Annotated in this window: 18 protein-coding genes; 8 read left to right on the forward strand and 10 right to left on the reverse strand. The window is 68.4% G+C overall.

Annotated features, from left to right (window positions below):
- Positions 1-55: 55 nt before the first annotated feature.
- Positions 56-1,180 carry a GNAT family N-acetyltransferase gene (locus ACFOJE_RS15235; protein WP_377815320.1) on the forward strand — a complete coding sequence of 375 codons (1,125 nt, stop codon included), beginning with the start codon at positions 56-58 and terminating at the stop codon, positions 1,178-1,180.
- 41 nt (positions 1,181-1,221) lie between these two features.
- Here ACFOJE_RS15235 and ACFOJE_RS15240 read toward each other — a convergent pair whose 3' ends face one another.
- Together ACFOJE_RS15240 and ACFOJE_RS15245 are read right to left on the reverse strand one after the other, a co-directional pair.
- Entirely contained in the window at positions 1,222-1,776 is a 555-nt protein-coding gene (locus tag ACFOJE_RS15240) for a peptidylprolyl isomerase (RefSeq protein WP_377815322.1), read from the reverse strand.
- Positions 1,777-1,902: 126 nt separating this feature from the next.
- On the reverse strand, positions 1,903-2,829 hold the full coding sequence (locus ACFOJE_RS15245) for a LysR family transcriptional regulator (RefSeq protein ID WP_377815324.1): 927 nt from the start codon (positions 2,827-2,829) through the stop codon (positions 1,903-1,905).
- Positions 2,830-2,999: 170 nt separating this feature from the next.
- Here ACFOJE_RS15245 and ACFOJE_RS15250 point away from each other — a divergent pair, with 170 nt between their 5' ends.
- Positions 3,000-3,599 (forward strand): FMN-dependent NADH-azoreductase, encoded by a 600-nt coding sequence (locus ACFOJE_RS15250; RefSeq protein ID WP_377815325.1) that lies wholly within the window; start codon positions 3,000-3,002, stop codon positions 3,597-3,599.
- Positions 3,600-3,760: 161 nt separating this feature from the next.
- Positions 3,761-5,095, forward strand: coding sequence for a DEAD/DEAH box helicase (locus ACFOJE_RS15255; RefSeq protein ID WP_377815326.1), 1,335 nt, complete (start codon positions 3,761-3,763; stop codon positions 5,093-5,095).
- A 3-nt stretch (positions 5,096-5,098) separates the two neighbouring features.
- Here ACFOJE_RS15255 and ACFOJE_RS15260 read toward each other — a convergent pair whose 3' ends face one another.
- Positions 5,099-5,338 (reverse strand): hypothetical protein, encoded by a 240-nt coding sequence (locus ACFOJE_RS15260; RefSeq protein WP_377815327.1) that lies wholly within the window; start codon positions 5,336-5,338, stop codon positions 5,099-5,101.
- A gap of 154 nt (positions 5,339-5,492) precedes the next feature.
- Here ACFOJE_RS15260 and ACFOJE_RS15265 point away from each other — a divergent pair, with 154 nt between their 5' ends.
- Positions 5,493-5,957, forward strand: a complete 465-nt coding sequence (locus ACFOJE_RS15265) for an outer membrane lipoprotein (RefSeq protein WP_377815328.1) — start codon at positions 5,493-5,495, stop codon at positions 5,955-5,957.
- A 70-nt stretch (positions 5,958-6,027) separates the two neighbouring features.
- Here ACFOJE_RS15265 and ACFOJE_RS15270 read toward each other — a convergent pair whose 3' ends face one another.
- Positions 6,028-6,699: a COG3650 family protein gene (locus ACFOJE_RS15270; protein WP_377815329.1), complete on the reverse strand. Its 672-nt coding sequence runs from the start codon at positions 6,697-6,699 to the stop codon at positions 6,028-6,030.
- A 63-nt stretch (positions 6,700-6,762) separates the two neighbouring features.
- On the opposite strand from ACFOJE_RS15270, the gene ACFOJE_RS15275 reads away from it, so the two are divergent.
- The 3 genes from ACFOJE_RS15275 to ACFOJE_RS15285 all read left to right on the forward strand — a co-directional run bounded on the left by ACFOJE_RS15275 (position 6,763) and on the right by ACFOJE_RS15285 (position 7,993).
- Positions 6,763-7,161, forward strand: a complete 399-nt coding sequence (locus tag ACFOJE_RS15275) for a DUF488 domain-containing protein (RefSeq protein WP_377815330.1) — start codon at positions 6,763-6,765, stop codon at positions 7,159-7,161.
- A 97-nt stretch (positions 7,162-7,258) separates the two neighbouring features.
- Positions 7,259-7,582: a DUF2288 domain-containing protein gene (locus ACFOJE_RS15280; protein ID WP_377815331.1), complete on the forward strand. Its 324-nt coding sequence runs from the start codon at positions 7,259-7,261 to the stop codon at positions 7,580-7,582.
- A gap of 42 nt (positions 7,583-7,624) precedes the next feature.
- Positions 7,625-7,993, forward strand: a complete 369-nt coding sequence (locus tag ACFOJE_RS15285) for a DUF5064 family protein (protein ID WP_377815333.1) — start codon at positions 7,625-7,627, stop codon at positions 7,991-7,993.
- 17 nt (positions 7,994-8,010) lie between these two features.
- On the opposite strand, the gene phnE is transcribed toward ACFOJE_RS15285, so the two are convergent.
- The 6 genes from phnE to ACFOJE_RS15315 all read right to left on the reverse strand — a co-directional run bounded on the left by phnE (position 8,011) and on the right by ACFOJE_RS15315 (position 13,843).
- Positions 8,011-8,778, reverse strand: coding sequence for a phosphonate ABC transporter, permease protein PhnE (gene phnE, locus ACFOJE_RS15290; RefSeq protein WP_377815334.1), 768 nt, complete (start codon positions 8,776-8,778; stop codon positions 8,011-8,013).
- Entirely contained in the window at positions 8,775-9,605 is an 831-nt protein-coding gene (locus ACFOJE_RS15295) for a PhnE/PtxC family ABC transporter permease (protein ID WP_377815335.1), read from the reverse strand. Before ACFOJE_RS15295 ends, phnE begins: the two co-directional genes overlap by 4 nt.
- On the reverse strand, positions 9,599-10,402 hold the full coding sequence (locus tag ACFOJE_RS15300; RefSeq protein ID WP_377815337.1) for a phosphonate ABC transporter ATP-binding protein: 804 nt from the start codon (positions 10,400-10,402) through the stop codon (positions 9,599-9,601). The genes ACFOJE_RS15295 and ACFOJE_RS15300 overlap by 7 nt, the downstream gene beginning before the upstream one ends.
- The gene (locus ACFOJE_RS15305; protein ID WP_377815338.1) at positions 10,399-11,262 is read right to left on the reverse strand and encodes a putative selenate ABC transporter substrate-binding protein; all 864 of its coding nucleotides are present in this window, start codon (positions 11,260-11,262) and stop codon (positions 10,399-10,401) included. Before ACFOJE_RS15305 ends, ACFOJE_RS15300 begins: the two co-directional genes overlap by 4 nt.
- A 141-nt stretch (positions 11,263-11,403) precedes the next feature.
- On the reverse strand, positions 11,404-13,434 hold the full coding sequence (locus ACFOJE_RS15310; protein ID WP_377815339.1) for an LTA synthase family protein: 2,031 nt from the start codon (positions 13,432-13,434) through the stop codon (positions 11,404-11,406).
- Between the two features lie 25 nt (positions 13,435-13,459).
- Positions 13,460-13,843: a diacylglycerol kinase gene (locus ACFOJE_RS15315; protein WP_377815340.1), complete on the reverse strand. Its 384-nt coding sequence runs from the start codon at positions 13,841-13,843 to the stop codon at positions 13,460-13,462.
- 176 nt (positions 13,844-14,019) lie between these two features.
- On the opposite strand from ACFOJE_RS15315, the gene ACFOJE_RS15320 reads away from it, so the two are divergent.
- Complete coding sequence (locus ACFOJE_RS15320; RefSeq protein ID WP_377815342.1) at positions 14,020-14,808, forward strand: hydroxypyruvate isomerase family protein; 789 nt, start codon at positions 14,020-14,022, stop codon at positions 14,806-14,808.
- Positions 14,809-15,110 lie beyond the last annotated feature (302 nt).

Here is a 15,110-nt window from a genome sequence, read left to right on the forward strand (position 1 = left end):
CTGCCCCGCCTCGGCGGGGCTTTTTTTCGCCGGCAGGAAAGGCCAGACTTCATCCATGCCGATGCTCACCCTTTCCCGTCTGTCCGATCTCGCCGCCTCCGCCTGGGATGCGCTGCTGCCCACGGCTCAGCCCTTCCTGCGCCATGCCTTTCTCGCCGCGCTGGAGGACAGCGGCAGCGTCGGCGGGCGCAGCGGCTGGCAGCCGGCCCACCGGCTCTGGCTCGATGATTGGGAGCGTCCCCTGGCGGCCTTGCCCGCTTATCTCAAGCGCCATTCCTATGGCGAGTACGTGTTCGACTGGTCCTGGGCCGAGGCCTGCCAGCGGGCCGGCATCGCCTACTATCCGAAGCTGCTCTGCGCGGTGCCTTTCACGCCGGTCGGCGGAGCGCGCCTGCTCGGCGAGTCCGGCGCGGCCGGACGCCTGCTCGATGCGGTGACGGCCGGGCTGGAGCAGCAAGGGCTGTCCGGCCTGCACGTGAACTTCACCGACCCGGCGGCGGATGCCTTGCTCGAGGGGCGCGAGGGTTGGCTGGAGCGCCTGGGCTGCCAGTTCCACTGGCGCAATCGCGGCTACCGGGATTTCCAGGATTTCCTCGACGCATTGGCCTCGCGCAAGCGCAAGCAGCTGCGCAAGGAGCGCGAGCAGGTGGCCGGGCAGGGCATCGACTTCGACTGGCGCGAAGGCCATCAGCTCAGCGAGGCCGAATGGGACTTCGTGCATGCCTGCTATGCCAACACCTACCGGGTACGTGGCCAGGCGCCCTATCTGACGCGCGCCTTCTTCAGCCTGCTGGCCGAGCGCATGCCCGAGGCGATCCGCGTGGTGCTGGCCCGTCAGGGCGGGAAGCCGGTGGCCATGGCCTTCAGCCTGGTGGGCGGCGACAGCCTGTACGGCCGCTACTGGGGCTGCCTCGCCGAGTTCGACCGTCTGCATTTCGAGACCTGCTTCTACCAGGGCATCGACTATGCGATCGCCCGAGGCCTGCAGCGCTTCGATGCCGGAGCCCAGGGCGAGCACAAGCTGATTCGCGGTTTCGAGCCGGTGATCACCCGCTCCTGGCACTACCTCGTGCATCCGGGGCTGCGCCATGCCGTCGCGGGATTCCTCGAGCAGGAGCGGGCGGGCGTGCTGGACTACGCGCGGCAGGCCCAAGAGCTGTTGCCCTACCGCCAGGGGTGACGGGGTAGCGGGGCGGTTCGCTCCCCTGCCTACGGGATGGTTCAGAGCCGCTTGGCGGACTTGATCAGCACCGGCGTGCGCGGCACGTTCTGGTGCATGCCGCGGTTGCCGGTGGGCACCTGGGCGATCTGGTCGACCACGTCCATGCCCTTCACTACCTTGCCGAACACCGCGTAGCCGAAGTCCCGCGAGCCGTGGTCGAGGAAGGCGTTGTCCTTGTGGTTGATGAAGAACTGGCTGGTCGCCGAATCCACCGCCTGGGTACGCGCCATGGCGAGGGTGCCGCGCACGTTGTGCAGGCCGTTGTCAGCCTCGTTCTTGATCGGCGCCCGCGGCGTTTTCTGCTGCATGTCGGCGTCGAAGCCGCCGCCCTGGATCATGAAGCCCGGGATCACCCGATGGAAGACGGTGCCGTTGTAGAACCCGGAATCCACGTAGGCGAGGAAGTTCTGCACGCTGACCGGCGCCTTGTCGGCCTCCAGCTCGACTTCGATCTCTCCGAGGCTGGTCTCCAGCAGGACATGGGGCTTGTCGGCCGCCATGAGGTTGGCGGCGAACAGCAGGGAGCAGGCGGTGAGGGCAAGTTTTTTCAGCATTCGGGGATTCCTGTTGATCCTGGTAGGTCGGCGAGCGGACCGGGCGGGCCGTCGTCGATGACTGCGAGTGAGCCAGCCGGCGCCGGGCGGCGACGCGGCCGAGGCGTTTCCGCCGCGATGATAGCCTCAGGCGTCCGCCAGCGGGGGCGGGAAGGGAGCATTCAGCGGGGCGCTGTCGAAACTTTTGATCATCTCCACAAGAATCTGCGTGGCCGGGCCGAGCGGCTTGTCCTTGTTGGCGTAGAGGTAGAAGCGCGGCTTGTGCGTGGCGCCCTCTTCCAGCGGCAGGGGCTTCAGCACGCCTTCGGCCAGTTCGCGGCCGATCAGGTGGCAGGGCAGCCAGGCGAAGCCCAGGCCGTTGCCGACGAAGGTCGCCGCGGTGGCCAGGCTGCCCACGGTCCAGCGCTGCTCGGCGCCGAGCCAGCCGATGTCGCGCGGCTGCTGGCGCCCGGTGTCGCGGATCACCACTTGCATGTGGGCCTCCAGGTCGGTGGCGCTCAGTGTGCGCTGCAGGCGGTGCAGCGGATGGTCGGGGTGGGCGACAGCGATGAAGTCGACCTCGCTCAGGGCGGTGCCCAGGTAGCCGGGAATGGTCATGCCGCAGATGGCCAGGTCGGCGGCGCCTTCCTTGAGCACTTCCTCGACGCCGGAGAGCACTTCCTCGCGCAGGCGCACCCGGCAACCGCGGCTCTGCGGCATGAAGGCCGACAGCGCGTGAACCAGGCGCAGGGTGGGGTAGGCGGCATCGACCACCAGGCGCACCTCGGCCTCCCAGCCCTGTTCCAGATGATGGGCGAGATCCTCCAGCTGGCTGGCCTGCTTGATCAACTGCCGCGAACGGCGCAGCAGCACGGTCCCGGCCTCGGTCAGCACCGCCTTGCGTCCCTCGATGCGCAGCAGCGGCACGCCGAGCTGCTCCTGCATGCGCGCCACGGTGTAGCTGACCGAGGATTGCGAGCGATGCAGGACCTCGGCGGCCTGGGCGAAACCGCCGTGGTCGACCACCGCCTGGAGGGTACGCCATTGGTCCAGGGTGACGCGGGGAGCTTTCATCGGGACATGTCCGGTTGGGAGTCGCTGGAGGGGCTGTCTGGCAAGACTAGCCCCGTCTGGTTTAGCTATCAAATTAGTCGATAGTTTATAGCGGTTTTTTCCGCTTTTTTATCGGTATATGTATTCCCTATGCTGACCCCATCCGACGCATCAACCCGATGGAGAAGCCCATGTCCCGCGTTCTGGTCATTGAAAGCAGCGCCCGCCAGGAAGGTTCCGTATCCCGCCAACTGACCCAGGAGTTTCTGGCCCGCTGGAAGGCCGCCCACCCGGCCGAGGAGATCGTCGTCCGCGATCTGGCGAGCAAGCCGGTGCCACATCTGGATATCGATCTGCTCGGCGGCTGGATGAAGCCGGCCGAGCAGCAGAGCGCCGCGGAGAAGGCCGCCCTGGCGCGCTCCAACGAGCTGACCGAGGAGCTGCTCGCCGCCGACGTGCTGGTACTGGCCGCGCCCATGTACAACTTCGGCATCCCGAGCACCCTGAAAGCCTGGCTGGATCACGTGCTGCGCGCCGGGGTCACCTTCAAGTACACCGAGACCGGCCCGCAGGGCCTGCTCGAAGGCAAGCGCGCCTTCGTCCTGACCGCCCGCGGCGGCATCTACGCCGGTACCGGCCTGGATCATCAGGAGCCCTACCTGCGCCAGGCGCTGGGCTTCATCGGCATCCGGGACGTGCAATTCATCAACGCCGAGGGGATGAACCTGGGTGGCGAGCAGATGGAGAAGGGGCTTTCGGCCGCGAAGGCCAAGCTGAGCCAGGTCGCCTGATCGGCGATCCCCGCGCCTTCTGCGTCCCGAACCGGTCGAGCGCTTGCGCCCGACCGGTTTTTCTTGTCCGGCAATCGGCCGACCTCATCATTCTGCGGGTATTTGCCGGCGACAACCGTTAGGCTATGCAGCCGTTTTATCGTCTGCATCGAGGTAGTCCCGTGTTCTCCCAATTCGCCCTGCACGAACGCCTGCTCAAGGCCCTGGCCGAACTGAAATTCGTCGAGCCGACGCCGGTGCAGGCGGCAGCGATTCCCCCGGCCCTCGAAGGATGCGATCTGCGGGTGATCGCCCAGACCGGCAGCGGCAAGACCGCGGCCTTCGTCCTGCCGCTGCTCAACCGGCTGATCGGCGATGCCCAGCCGCGGGTCAGTATCCGGGCATTGATCCTGCTGCCGACCCGCGAGCTGGCGCAGCAGATCCTGAAGGAGGTGGAGCGCTTCTCCCAGTTCACCTTCATCAAGTCGGGGCTGGTCACCGGAGGCGAGAACTTCAAGGTGCAGGCGGCGCTGCTGCGCAAGGTGCCGGACATCCTGATCGCCACCCCGGGGCGCCTGCTCGAGCACCTGAACGCCGGCCATCTTGAGCTGAAGGACGTGGAGGTCCTGGTGCTCGATGAGGCCGACCGCATGCTCGACATGGGTTTTGCCGAGGACGTGGAACGCCTGGTCGAGGAGTGTCTCAACCGCCGGCAGACCCTGCTGTTCTCCGCCACCACCGGCGGCGCCGGGATGCGCGAGATGGTCGCCAAGGTCCTGCACGAGCCGCAGCACCTGATGCTCAACCCGGTCAGCGAGCTGTCCGAGACGACCCGCCAGCAGATCATCACGGCGGACGACCCGGCCCACAAGGAGCGTCTGGTGCACTGGCTGCTGGAGAACGAGACCTACCGCAAGGCGATCGTCTTCACCAATACCCGTGCCCAGGCCGACCTCCTCTACGGGCATCTGGTCGCCGCCGGCCACAAGGCGTTCGTCCTGCACGGCGAGAAGGACCAGAAGGAGCGCAAGCTGGCCATAGAGCGGCTCAAGCAGGGCGGCGCCAGGGTGCTGGTGGCCACCGACGTGGCGGCGCGCGGCCTGGACGTGGAAGGGCTGGACCTGGTGATCAACTTCGACATGCCCCACTCCGGCGACGAGTACGTCCACCGCATCGGTCGTACCGGGCGAGCCGGCGCCGAGGGGCTGGCGATCTCGCTGATCTGCCACAACGACTGGAACCTGATGTCGAGCATCGAGCGCTACCTCAAGCAGCGCTTCGAGCGGCGGGTGATCACGGGGCTGAAGGGCAGCTACCAGGGGCCGAAGAATCTCAAGGCTTCCGGCAAGGCGGCCGGGACCAAGAAGAAAAAGACCGAGAGCAAGAAGACGGGCGCCAAGGCTGTGCCCAAGCGCAAACCGTCCTCCGCCGGTGGTGGGCAAGGCGGCAAGCCGTCGAGCGTGGTCAGCCAGGACGGCATGGCGCCGCTGCGGCGGCGCAAGCCGGCGGCGGATTAGGGCCTACTTTTGCGCCGGCGTTTCGGCGGCGGCGCGCTCCAGCCATTGCGCCAGATCGCGCCGCTTGACCCCTTGGCGCTGGGCTTCGGCCAGGCGTTCGAGCATGAAGGCGCGCCGGGTCTCGTCCTGGCCCGCCAGAGACAGGGCCAGGTCGCGGTCCGCCCAGCGCTTGATGCGTACGTACAGCCACCAGTGGAAGTACAGCCCGGCCACGGTGGTGATGACTATGATGAAGTAATCCATGAATATCCTCCGGGCCGACACCCTAGCCCATTCCGGCGTCTGCCGGAAGAGCGCAGCGCGGACGCACGGGCGTTGGGCAAAGTGCCAGAAGCGTGGTGACAATGGGGCGGGGGCGGGAGTTTAATGTTCCAACGTACAATTCCGGAGAAATACCATGCGCAAGCCTGCCTTACTGATCGCCTCCCTCACCTCGGTGACGCTGCTGCTGGGGGGCTGTGCCTCCAGCCTGCAGGGCGATGTCTATTCGCGTAGCGAGGCGCGCACCGTACAGAACGTGCGCATGGGCAGCATCGTCGCGCTGCGCCCGGTGCGCATCGAAGGCACCAAGACCCCGATCGGCGCCGGCGCTGGCGCCATCGCCGGCGGTGTGGCCGGCAGCAGCATCGGCGGTGGCCGTGGCAGCGCCGTGGCGGCGGTGATCGGCGCGGTGGCCGGCGGCCTGCTCGGCTCCGCGGCGGAAGAGGGGCTGACCCGCACCCAGGGCGTGGAGATCACCGTGCGCGAGGACGACGGCGGCATGCGCGCCTACGTCCAGCAAGTGCAGCCCAACGAGATCTTCCGCGTCGGCGACCGGGTGCGCATCCTGACCGTCAACGGCACCAGCCGCGTCGCCCACTGATCGCTTTACCTCCCCCCGAAGGGGCGTTCGCCGACTGGACTGACGCCCCGTCCGAAGCTTCCTCGCGACTTCACTCGTCCCGCTTGCCGCCAGCGTAGGCGCAGCCGCGCAGCACTTCGCCGTTCAGGCGCAGCTCCGCCGACAGGTGGCGCCGCGCGCCGCTCTTGCCGTCGACGCAAGACTGCGGCGCGACCCAGAGCTCCAGATGCTGGCCGTTGGCCTCGCTGGTGAAGTTCAGGCGGTCTCCGGGCAACTGTTCCTCCAGGTAGGGCAGGGCCTGGGGCGCCTGATTCGGGCGCTCCAGCAGCAGCCCCTTGTCGCCTATCCTGACGCTCCAGGCGGGATCGCTGCCCGTCGCCCTCAGGCTCAGGTGTTCGAAGTCGGGATCCTCGCAGGCCGGTCCGCCCCGCTCCAGACGATAGAGCTGGCTCAGGTTCAACTGGCCGTCGACGTCGGGCTGCCGGCTGCTTTCGAAGCGGCCTTTCAGATCGACGAACAGCGCTCCCCGGCCGTCGGCCATCAGTTCGTCGGCATCGCGGGCGATGCCGGTATTGCCGCCGTCCGTCACCACGAAGCGCCGCTGCTCGCCGCAGGGGCGCAGCAGCAGCTGGCCATCCCTCGCGCTCAGCTCGCCCTGCAGGCGGAGCTCCGGTGCCGGCGGGGTCTGCTCCTTGTGGGAAAAATGCGGGCAACCGGCGAACAATGGCAGAAGGGTATATAAGAAAAGACGGGCAACGCGCATGACGATCTCCTCGAGGGACGGTCACGTTACCCAGCCGTCCGACCAATCACAAGGGAGCGCACGATGATCCGCTGCAAACGCGTGTACGAGGCGGCAACCGCCGACGACGGCTGCCGGGTGCTGGTCGACCGGCTGTGGCCGCGCGGTTGCCGCAAGGACTCGCTGGGGCTGGATACCTGGTCGCGCGAGGTGGCCCCTTCGACCGAGGTACGCCGGCGTTTCGCCCACGATCCGGCGCATTTCGCGGATTTCCGCGAGGCATACCGCAGCGAGCTGGCGGCGCGCCCCGAACTTTGGTGGGGGTTGCTGGAAAAGGCCCGGCAGGGCAACTTGACCCTGCTTTACGCCGCCCGCGACGAGCAGCTCAACAATGCCCGGGTGCTGGCGGAGTTTCTCGAGGAAGAGCTGGAGCGGAGACAGCCGGGCAGCTCGCCCGTCTGCTATGCCGACGAGCAGGGATGAACCATGCCGACCGACGCCTGTGCGTCCATCGGCAGCGGCGAGGTTGTCTGGCGTCCGCGGGCCGCTATGATGGCGCTCCTTTCTATCGGTGAGTCCCATGACAGAACACAGCTCCCTCTACCTCAAACTGCTCGGCGAGACCGCTCCGATCCGCTGGGAGGAACTGCAACCCTTCTTCGCCCGTGGCGCTCTGCTCTGGGTGCACGGTTCCCTGGACCTGGTGGAGGTGGCCCTGGCCGTGGCCGAGGACAACCGGGACAAGGTGACCGGCTGGCTGACCTCCGGAGAGCTGGGCAAGGTGGAGGAGAATCGCGCCGGGGATCTGCTCGCCCGCGACCCGCAGCTGTGGGCCGTGGTGGTCGCTCCCTGGGTGCTGGTGCAGGAACGCGCGGGAAGCGAGGCGTCGGGCGAGAATGCCTGAGTTTCCTCAGGCTGAAATACATCCATTTTTCAAGGTGATTCCATGTTCGAGCCGGGGCATTTGCATCGGGAAATCCGGGCGGATGAATTGAGCGGTCAGACATTCGTCTACGACCTGTACTACGACGTCCGCGAAGATCCAGAAGAAGGCAGCATGCTGCACGTGCGCATGACCGGAACGGTGGACGGCAAGTCCTTCGCCGAGGAGTTCGAGCTGCACCGGGACACCGCCTTCAACTTCTTCGGCGTGGTGACCAAGCTCGCGGTGAAGCACGGGCTGCATCCCCGCGGAGGGCCCGTGCTGATCGGGCACGAGGAGTACGACCGGGTGTTCGAGGACATCCGCGCCAAGCTCGGCGGAACCCTGGGCACGCCGATCGACTGGGAGCACCTCAAGCGGGACGACATCTAGCCCCGCTCGGCTCGTTTTTAGCCGCGGACCCAGCGCTGGCGGGTCCAGCCGCTGAGGGCGTCGACGCCCAGCACCAGCGCCAGCATGGCCAAGATCACCGTAGACGCCTGGGCCTCCTGGAACAGGCTGAGGCTCATGTGGAGCATCTGCCCCAGACCGCCGGCGCCGACGAAGCCGAGCACGCTGGCCATGCGGATGTTGTTCTCCCAGCGGTACAGCATGTAGGCCAGCAGCTGCGGCCAGACCCCGGGCAGGGTGCCGTAGCAGAAGGCCGCGATGCGTCCGCCGCCGGCCAGGCGCACCGCCTCGGCCGGCTCCGCGGGGGTGTTCTCCAGCGCTTCGGCGAACAGCCGGCCGAGCACCCCTGCGGTGTGCACGGCCAGGGCCAGGGTCCCGGCATTCGGCCCGAGGCCGGCGGCCAGCACCATCAGCGCCGCCCAGACCAGTTCCGGTATCGCCCGCAGGGCATTCAGCAGCAGCCGCGCGCCGCCCTGCGCCAGCAGCCCGCAGCGCCCGCCGGCGGGCAGCGCCAGCAGCAGGCCGAGGGCCGCGGCGAGCAGGGTGCCGATGGCCGACATGGCCAGGGTTTCCAGGGCGCCGCGGCCGATGGCGCGCAGATGCTCGGCGGAGAAGTCCGGTTGCAGGAAGCCGCCGGCGTAGTCGCCCATCTGCTCCAGGCTGTCCGCGCCGAACAGCGCCGGCAGGTCGATCTGCAGGTAGCGGAAGGAGGCCGGCACCGCGGCGATCAGCGCCAGCAGCAGGGCGAGATTGCCCGCACGTCTCATGTCAGCCTCCCGCGCAGCAGACGGCTGAGCTGGTCGGCGAGCAGCACCAGAAGCAGGAAGGTCAGCAGCATGCTGGCCACCTCGCCGCCGGCGAACATGCGCATGGACAGGTCGATCTGCTGGCCGAGTCCGCCGGCGCCGACGAAGCCCATCACCACCGAGGCGCGGATCGCGCACTCCCAGCGATAGACGCTGTAGGAAATCATCTCCGAGGCGGCGTTCGGCAGCACGCCGTAGGCGAAGGCGGCCAGCCGCCCGCTGCCGGCCCCGAGCAGGGCGCGCGCCGGGCGCAGGTCGACCGACTCGAAGATCTCCGCGTAGACCTTGCCGAGCATGCCGGCGTAGGTGATGGCGATGGCCAGCACCCCGGCGGTCGGTCCCAGGCCGACGGCGCGGACGAAGAGCAGCGCCCAGACGATTTCCGGCACGCTGCGCAGGGCGATCAGCAGCCCCCGCACCGGCCAGCGCAGGCCGGCCGTCCACCACGCAGGCCGGCCGCCGCGGTGCAGGGCGGAAAGCGACAGGGCGCTACTGGCGAAGAGTGCGCAGGGCACGGCGATCAGCAGTGCCAGGCTCATGCCGGCGGTGGCGATGGCCAGGGTTTCCAGCGTGGCCCGGCCGAGCAGGGCGAGGAATTCGCGGCCGTGCTCCGGCGGCCAGAAGCCGGCGAGGAACTGAGCCATGGTCGTCGCGCTGTCGCCATGCAGCAGGACGCCCAGGTCCAGTTCGCTGAGGGAGAGACCCGGCCAGAGCAGGGCCAGGGCCAGCAGGGTCAGCAGCAGGCGCGGCAGGGCGGCGGGGTCGCGGGGCGCGGCGGTCGTCAGCATCGGGGAATATGCAGGATCTGCGGGGACGTCACGGGCGAGCCGGGCCGGGTCTGCAGCTGTTCGTTGGCATAGAGCGCGTCCAGCTCGGCCTGGGCGAGCGCCTGGGCCGGGCGGTCGAAGGCGATGCGGCCCTGGCGCACGCCGACGATCCGCGGGAAGTGCGCCAGCGCCAGGTCCACCGCATGCAGGCTGGCGAGCAGGGCGACGCCGCGGCGGCTGGCTTCCTCGCCGAGCACGGCGAGGGTATGGCCGGCGAGTACCGGGTCCATGGCCGACACCGGCTCGTCGGCGAGGATCAGTTCGGGCTCCTGGTACAGCACGCGGGCGATGCCGACCCGCTGCAACTGGCCGCCGGAGAGCTGGTCGCAACGCTCGAACAGCTTGTCCTCCAGATCCAGCCGGGCCAGGGCCCGGGCCGCGCCGGCGCTGTCCAGCGGATGCAGCAGGTTGAGCAGGCTCCTGGCCAGGGACCACTGGCCCAGCCTGCCGGCCAGCACTGCGGTGACCACCCGCTGGCGTGGCGGCAGCGGCGGTGCCTGGTGGATCAGGCCGATACGCGCGCGCAGCCGCTGGCGGGCGGCGGCGGACAGGCGCCAGGGCTCGACGCCGAGTAGTTCGAAGCGGCCCGCGCTGGGTCTCAGCCCGGTGGCGAGCAGGCGCAGCAGGCTGGTCTTGCCGGCCCCGGACGGCCCGATGATCGCCACCCGTTCGCCGGGAGCGACTTTCAGGTCGATATCCTGCAGGGCAACCTGGCCGTTGGCGTGGACCAGGCCCACGCCGGACAGGTCCAGGGTCACTTCAGCAGGCCGGCGGCGCGCGCCGCTTCCTCGATGCCCTGGTAGTTTTCCGGCTTGGTCTCGATGAAGCGGGTGGCCGCCTGCAGGTCGAGGATTTCCTTGTGCTCGGGCTTGGCCGGATCGAGCTTGAGGAAGGCCCGCTTGATCTTCTCCGCCAGCTGGGGATCGAGGTCGCCGCGTACCGTCCAGTTGTAGTCGAAGTAGGTCGGGGTGGTGGCGAACACCTTGACCTTGGCGGTATCCAACTTGCCGGCGGCGACCAGCTTGTCCCATACCGAGGCGTTGAGCACGCCGGCGTCCACCTTGCCGGCCTGGACCCAGGCCACGGTGGCGTCGTGGGCGCCGGAGTAGGCCACGCGGCTGAAGAAGGTCTCCGGCTTGATGCCGTCCTGCAGCATGAAATAGCGCGGCATCAGGCTGCCGGAGGTGGAGGACACCGAGCCGAAGGCGAAGGTCTTGCCCTTGAGGTCCTGCAGGGACTTCACCGCGGGATCGGCGCTGATGAACTTGCTGGTGAACTTGGCGTCCTGCTCGCGCTGTACCAGCGGGATGGCCGGATGTCCGCTGCCCTCGGTCTTCAGGCGGGTCTGGACGAAGGTGAAGCCGCCGAGCCAGGCCAGATCGAGGCGGTCCGACGCCAGCGCCTCGACCACCGCGGCGTAGTCGGAAACCGGCACGAACTTCACCGGCATGTTCAGCTCTTTTTCCAGATAGGCGCCGAGCGGCTTGAACTTGCGCAGCAGTTCGGTGGGCGCCTCGTCGGGAATCGCCGAGACCCGGAGGGCTTCGGCGGCTTGAGCGAAAACGGCGGACAGGGACAGGGCGAAGCCGGCGGCGAGCGCCAGGGTACGCTTGAGCATGGGGTTCTCCGGTTCAATGGCGGAAAAAGCACTGGGTTGCGGATTATAGAGGGGCGCCGAGGGCGCATGGCAATGGGCTGGCACATGTGCCCGGCGAAAAGCGGCGGGGTATCGCGGGCCGCTTTCCGGACGGGCCGGCGTCTACCTGACGCCGGCCTTGTTGTTCTGCAGGCTGTCGGTGGCCGACTGCAGGAAGGCCTCAAGCTGCCGCTGCGCGGTCCGGTCGTCGGGAGCGAGCCCGTCCCGCACGCTCTGCGCCTCCCGGCCCAGCCGGTAGGTGTAGACCCGCGGATCCAGGCCCTTGGGCTGGACCAGGATGCGCTCGCCCTTGATCATCGCCACGGTCTGGTCGCTGCCGGAGGGCTTGATGATGCCGAAGCCCGCATCCGTCCGGGGCAGGGCGAGCAGATCCCGTCCCCAGCACTGGTGGCGGACCTCGCCGCCCAGGCGGCCCATGATGGTCGGCACTATGTCCACCTGGGTGCCGACGGTATCGCGACGATCGCCGAATTTCTCCGTGATGCCGGGGGCGATCAGCAGCAGCGGCACATGGAAGCGGAACAGGTCCATCTCGGTCAGCTGCTCGTTGGCGCCGAAGCCGTGGTCGCCGACGACGACGAACAGGGTGTCCTTGTAGTAGGGCGAGCGGCGCGCCTGCTCGAAGAACCGGCCGAGCGCCCAGTCGGAGTAGCGCATCGCGGTCAGGTGCTCGTCCAGGGAGCCGTGGCCGGTCACCCGCTCCACCGGCAGGTTCTCGGGCAGGGCGTAGGGGGTGTGGTTGGAGAGGGTCTGCAGCAGGGCGTAGAACGGCTTGTCCGGGGACATCTTGCCCAGCTCGTCGGCGGCGCGGTCGAACATGTCCTGATCGGACACCCCCCAGGTCGGGTCCTGCACCACCGGGTCGACGTAATCGTTGCGGCCGATGAAGCGGGTCATCCCCTGGTTGCTGAAGAAACCGGCCTGGTTGTCCCAGGCGAAGTCGCCGTTGTAGACGTAGAGGTCGTCGTAGCCGCGGGCGCTGAGCAGCTGCGGCAGCCCGGAGAACTGGTGCCCGCCCTCGGGCGTCTGCATCAGGTATTCGAAGCCCGGCAGGTTGGGGAAGCAGGCCATGGTGGCGAACATGCCCTGATGGGTATGGGTGCCGTTGGCGAAGAAACGAGTGAACAGCAGGCCTTCTCCGGCCAGCCTGTCGAAGTTCGGGGTGATGCCGTCCGGATTGCCGAGGGCGCCGACGAAACGGCCGGCGAAGCTTTCCAGGAGGATCACCACCACGTTGCGCACCGGCAGGGTATCGGCGGCGGGGGGATGGTAGTCCCGCCGCACCGGCGCGCTGTCGGCGTCGACCAGACGGTCGTCGCCGGTCAGCAGCAGGTCGCGGACGGTCGCCTCGGCCTCCGCGGCCGGCATGCTCGGCTTGAGGATGTTGCTCTTGGTCTCGGAGAACTGGCTGCGTGCGGCGTCGATCAGGCTGAGGGTACCGTTCAGGCCTAGCTGGTTGGCGAACATGGACTCGGTGGTGAAGGCGTCGCCCCAGCGCAGCGGTGGGCCCTGGCGCAGGGTGCCGCGGGCGGCGAGGGTGGCGCCGAACAGGCACAGCAGCAGGACCAGGAGACGCCAGTGCAGGGCCGGAGCCGCGTGCCGCCGGCTCGCCAGCGCCGGGGCCGGGGCCGGCCGGGTCAGGCGATCGAGCCAGGCGAAGACGGCCCAGGCCAGGGCGCTGAGGCCGAGCCAGGCGAGCAGCAGGCGCAGTACGGGGAAGCCGTTCCAGAGCATGCTGAGCACGGTCTTCGGGTCTTCCTTCAGGTATTGGAAGACCAGGCTGTTCAGGCGCTGGTGGAACTCCCGGTAGAAGTCCAGCTCGATCAGGCCGAGCAGGATCGCCACGCTGGCGCAGGCGCCCAGCCAGTAGCGCTGCACCCGTCTGGCGGCCATCGCCCGCCCGCTGAGCAGCGACAGCAGCAGGGGCGCGCAGACGAACACCACCGCCCGCAGATCGAAGCGCAGGCCGTTGAGGAAGGCCTCGGCGAAGCTGGCGAGCGGCGTCGCCGCGGCCAGTTCGCGGTTGTAGAGCAGCAGCCCTAGGCGCAGCAGCGCGAACAGCAGGAGGAAGGCGATGGCGCTGGCCGCGGTGAAGGCGAGATGCCGGGCGGTGCCGATAGGGGATCTATCCATGATGGCTACAGGATTCCGCAAGATTTCAGAGCAGGATGCAGGCCCAGACCAGGGCGACCAGGGTCAGGGCCATGAACTGGGCGGCGCTGCCCATGTCCTTGGCGCGCTTGGACAGCGGGTGCAGCTCGAAGGAGATCCTGTCGATCGCCGCCTCGATGGCCGAATTGAGCAGCTCCACGATCAGCACCAGGAATACCGCCGCGATCATGATGGCACGCTCGGCGCGGGTCACGTCCAGCAGGAAGGCGGCGGGAATCAGCAGCAGGTTCAGCAGCGCCAGCTGGCGGAATGCCGCTTCGCCGAGGAAGGCCGCCTTGAGCCCGTCCAGGGAGTAGCTGGTGGCGTTGAGAATGCGACGGAGGCCGGTCCGGCCTTTCAGGGCCTGGCCGTCGAACGATTCGCTGGGCATGTGTGGAAGGTCTCCGCGGACTTGGCTACCGTTGGCCGGACGTCGGGCAAATGGCGCCCGATGATAGCCGATGACCACCCCCCGCTTGTCAAAGTGGGGTGAAATATTCCCGGAACGCCCGCTCGCTGTGCGGTCCGTCCTTGGGATTCCGCCACTTCGCTGTTTCAGGTCGATGAATGAAGATTTCCGCCAATCTCTCGCTGTTGTTCACGGAAAAACCCTTGCTGGGGCGCATCGTCGCCGCCGCGGCGGCCGGCTTCGACGGCGTGGAGATCCAGTTTCCCTACGAGGTGCCGGCGATTCGCCTGAAGGAAGCGCTGGAGCGGGCCGGCATGCCGCTGGTGCTGATCAACCTGCCGGCCGGCGATCTGATGCAGGGCGGCGCCGGGCTGGCAGCCGTACCGCAGCGCCAGGCGGAATTCGACGCCGCCCTGGAGCAGGCGCTGACCTACGCCGCCATGGTCCGCCCGGGCGCGGTGAACGTGCTGCCCGGCCGCCTGGCGGAAGGCGTGACGCGGGACGCGGCGCTGGCGACCCTGGCCGCCAACCTCGCCAGGGCCGCCGCCGCCTTCGAGGTGCTGCGGATTCCCGTGCTCTGCGAGGCGATCAACCCGCTGGACATGCCGGGCTTCCTGATCAATACCCCCGAGCAGCTGGACGAACTGCTGCGAGCCGTGGATCACCCCAACTGCCTGGCGCAGCTCGATCTCTATCACCTGGCCCGGCAGGAACTGGATATTCCGGCGGCCATCGAACGGCTGGCCGGGCGTATCGGCCATGTGCAGTTCGCCGACTGCCCGGGGCGGGGCGCGCCGGGCACCGGCCGGCTAGATTTCGCCGCGGCGCTGGCCGCCCTCGAGGCCGGCGGCTATCGGGGCTGGCTGGGCGCCGAGTACCGCCCGGCCGGCGCCACGGCGGACGGCCTGGAATGGCTGGCCCGCTGGCGGGCAGGGAGTTACCGGTAGTCCGTGGCTTTCACGCTGCACTGCGCGCCCTGTCCTTGGCTCCTCCCTCCCGGATGTTTTCGTCGCCGTAGAGGGCGGACCGCTGCCCCGGAACGAATCTGGCGTTCGGCTATCGAAAATCGCTGTGTCCCGGAGCGATTCGGGCCACGTTGAATGCACGCGCAAGGCAGATCGGCGGGGGAGGGAAGACCCGAGCGACGCCGGATCGCCCCGCTGCCGCGTTACCCGTCGTCGATGCAGGGAGTGCAAACGAATGACCGAACGCCGGTCCGCCCTGGACGTCGCCAGCCAAGGGGGGGCGC

The organism is Azotobacter bryophylli, assembly GCF_042643485.1.
GTDB classification, from domain to species: domain Bacteria; phylum Pseudomonadota; class Gammaproteobacteria; order Pseudomonadales; family Pseudomonadaceae; genus Azotobacter; species Azotobacter bryophylli.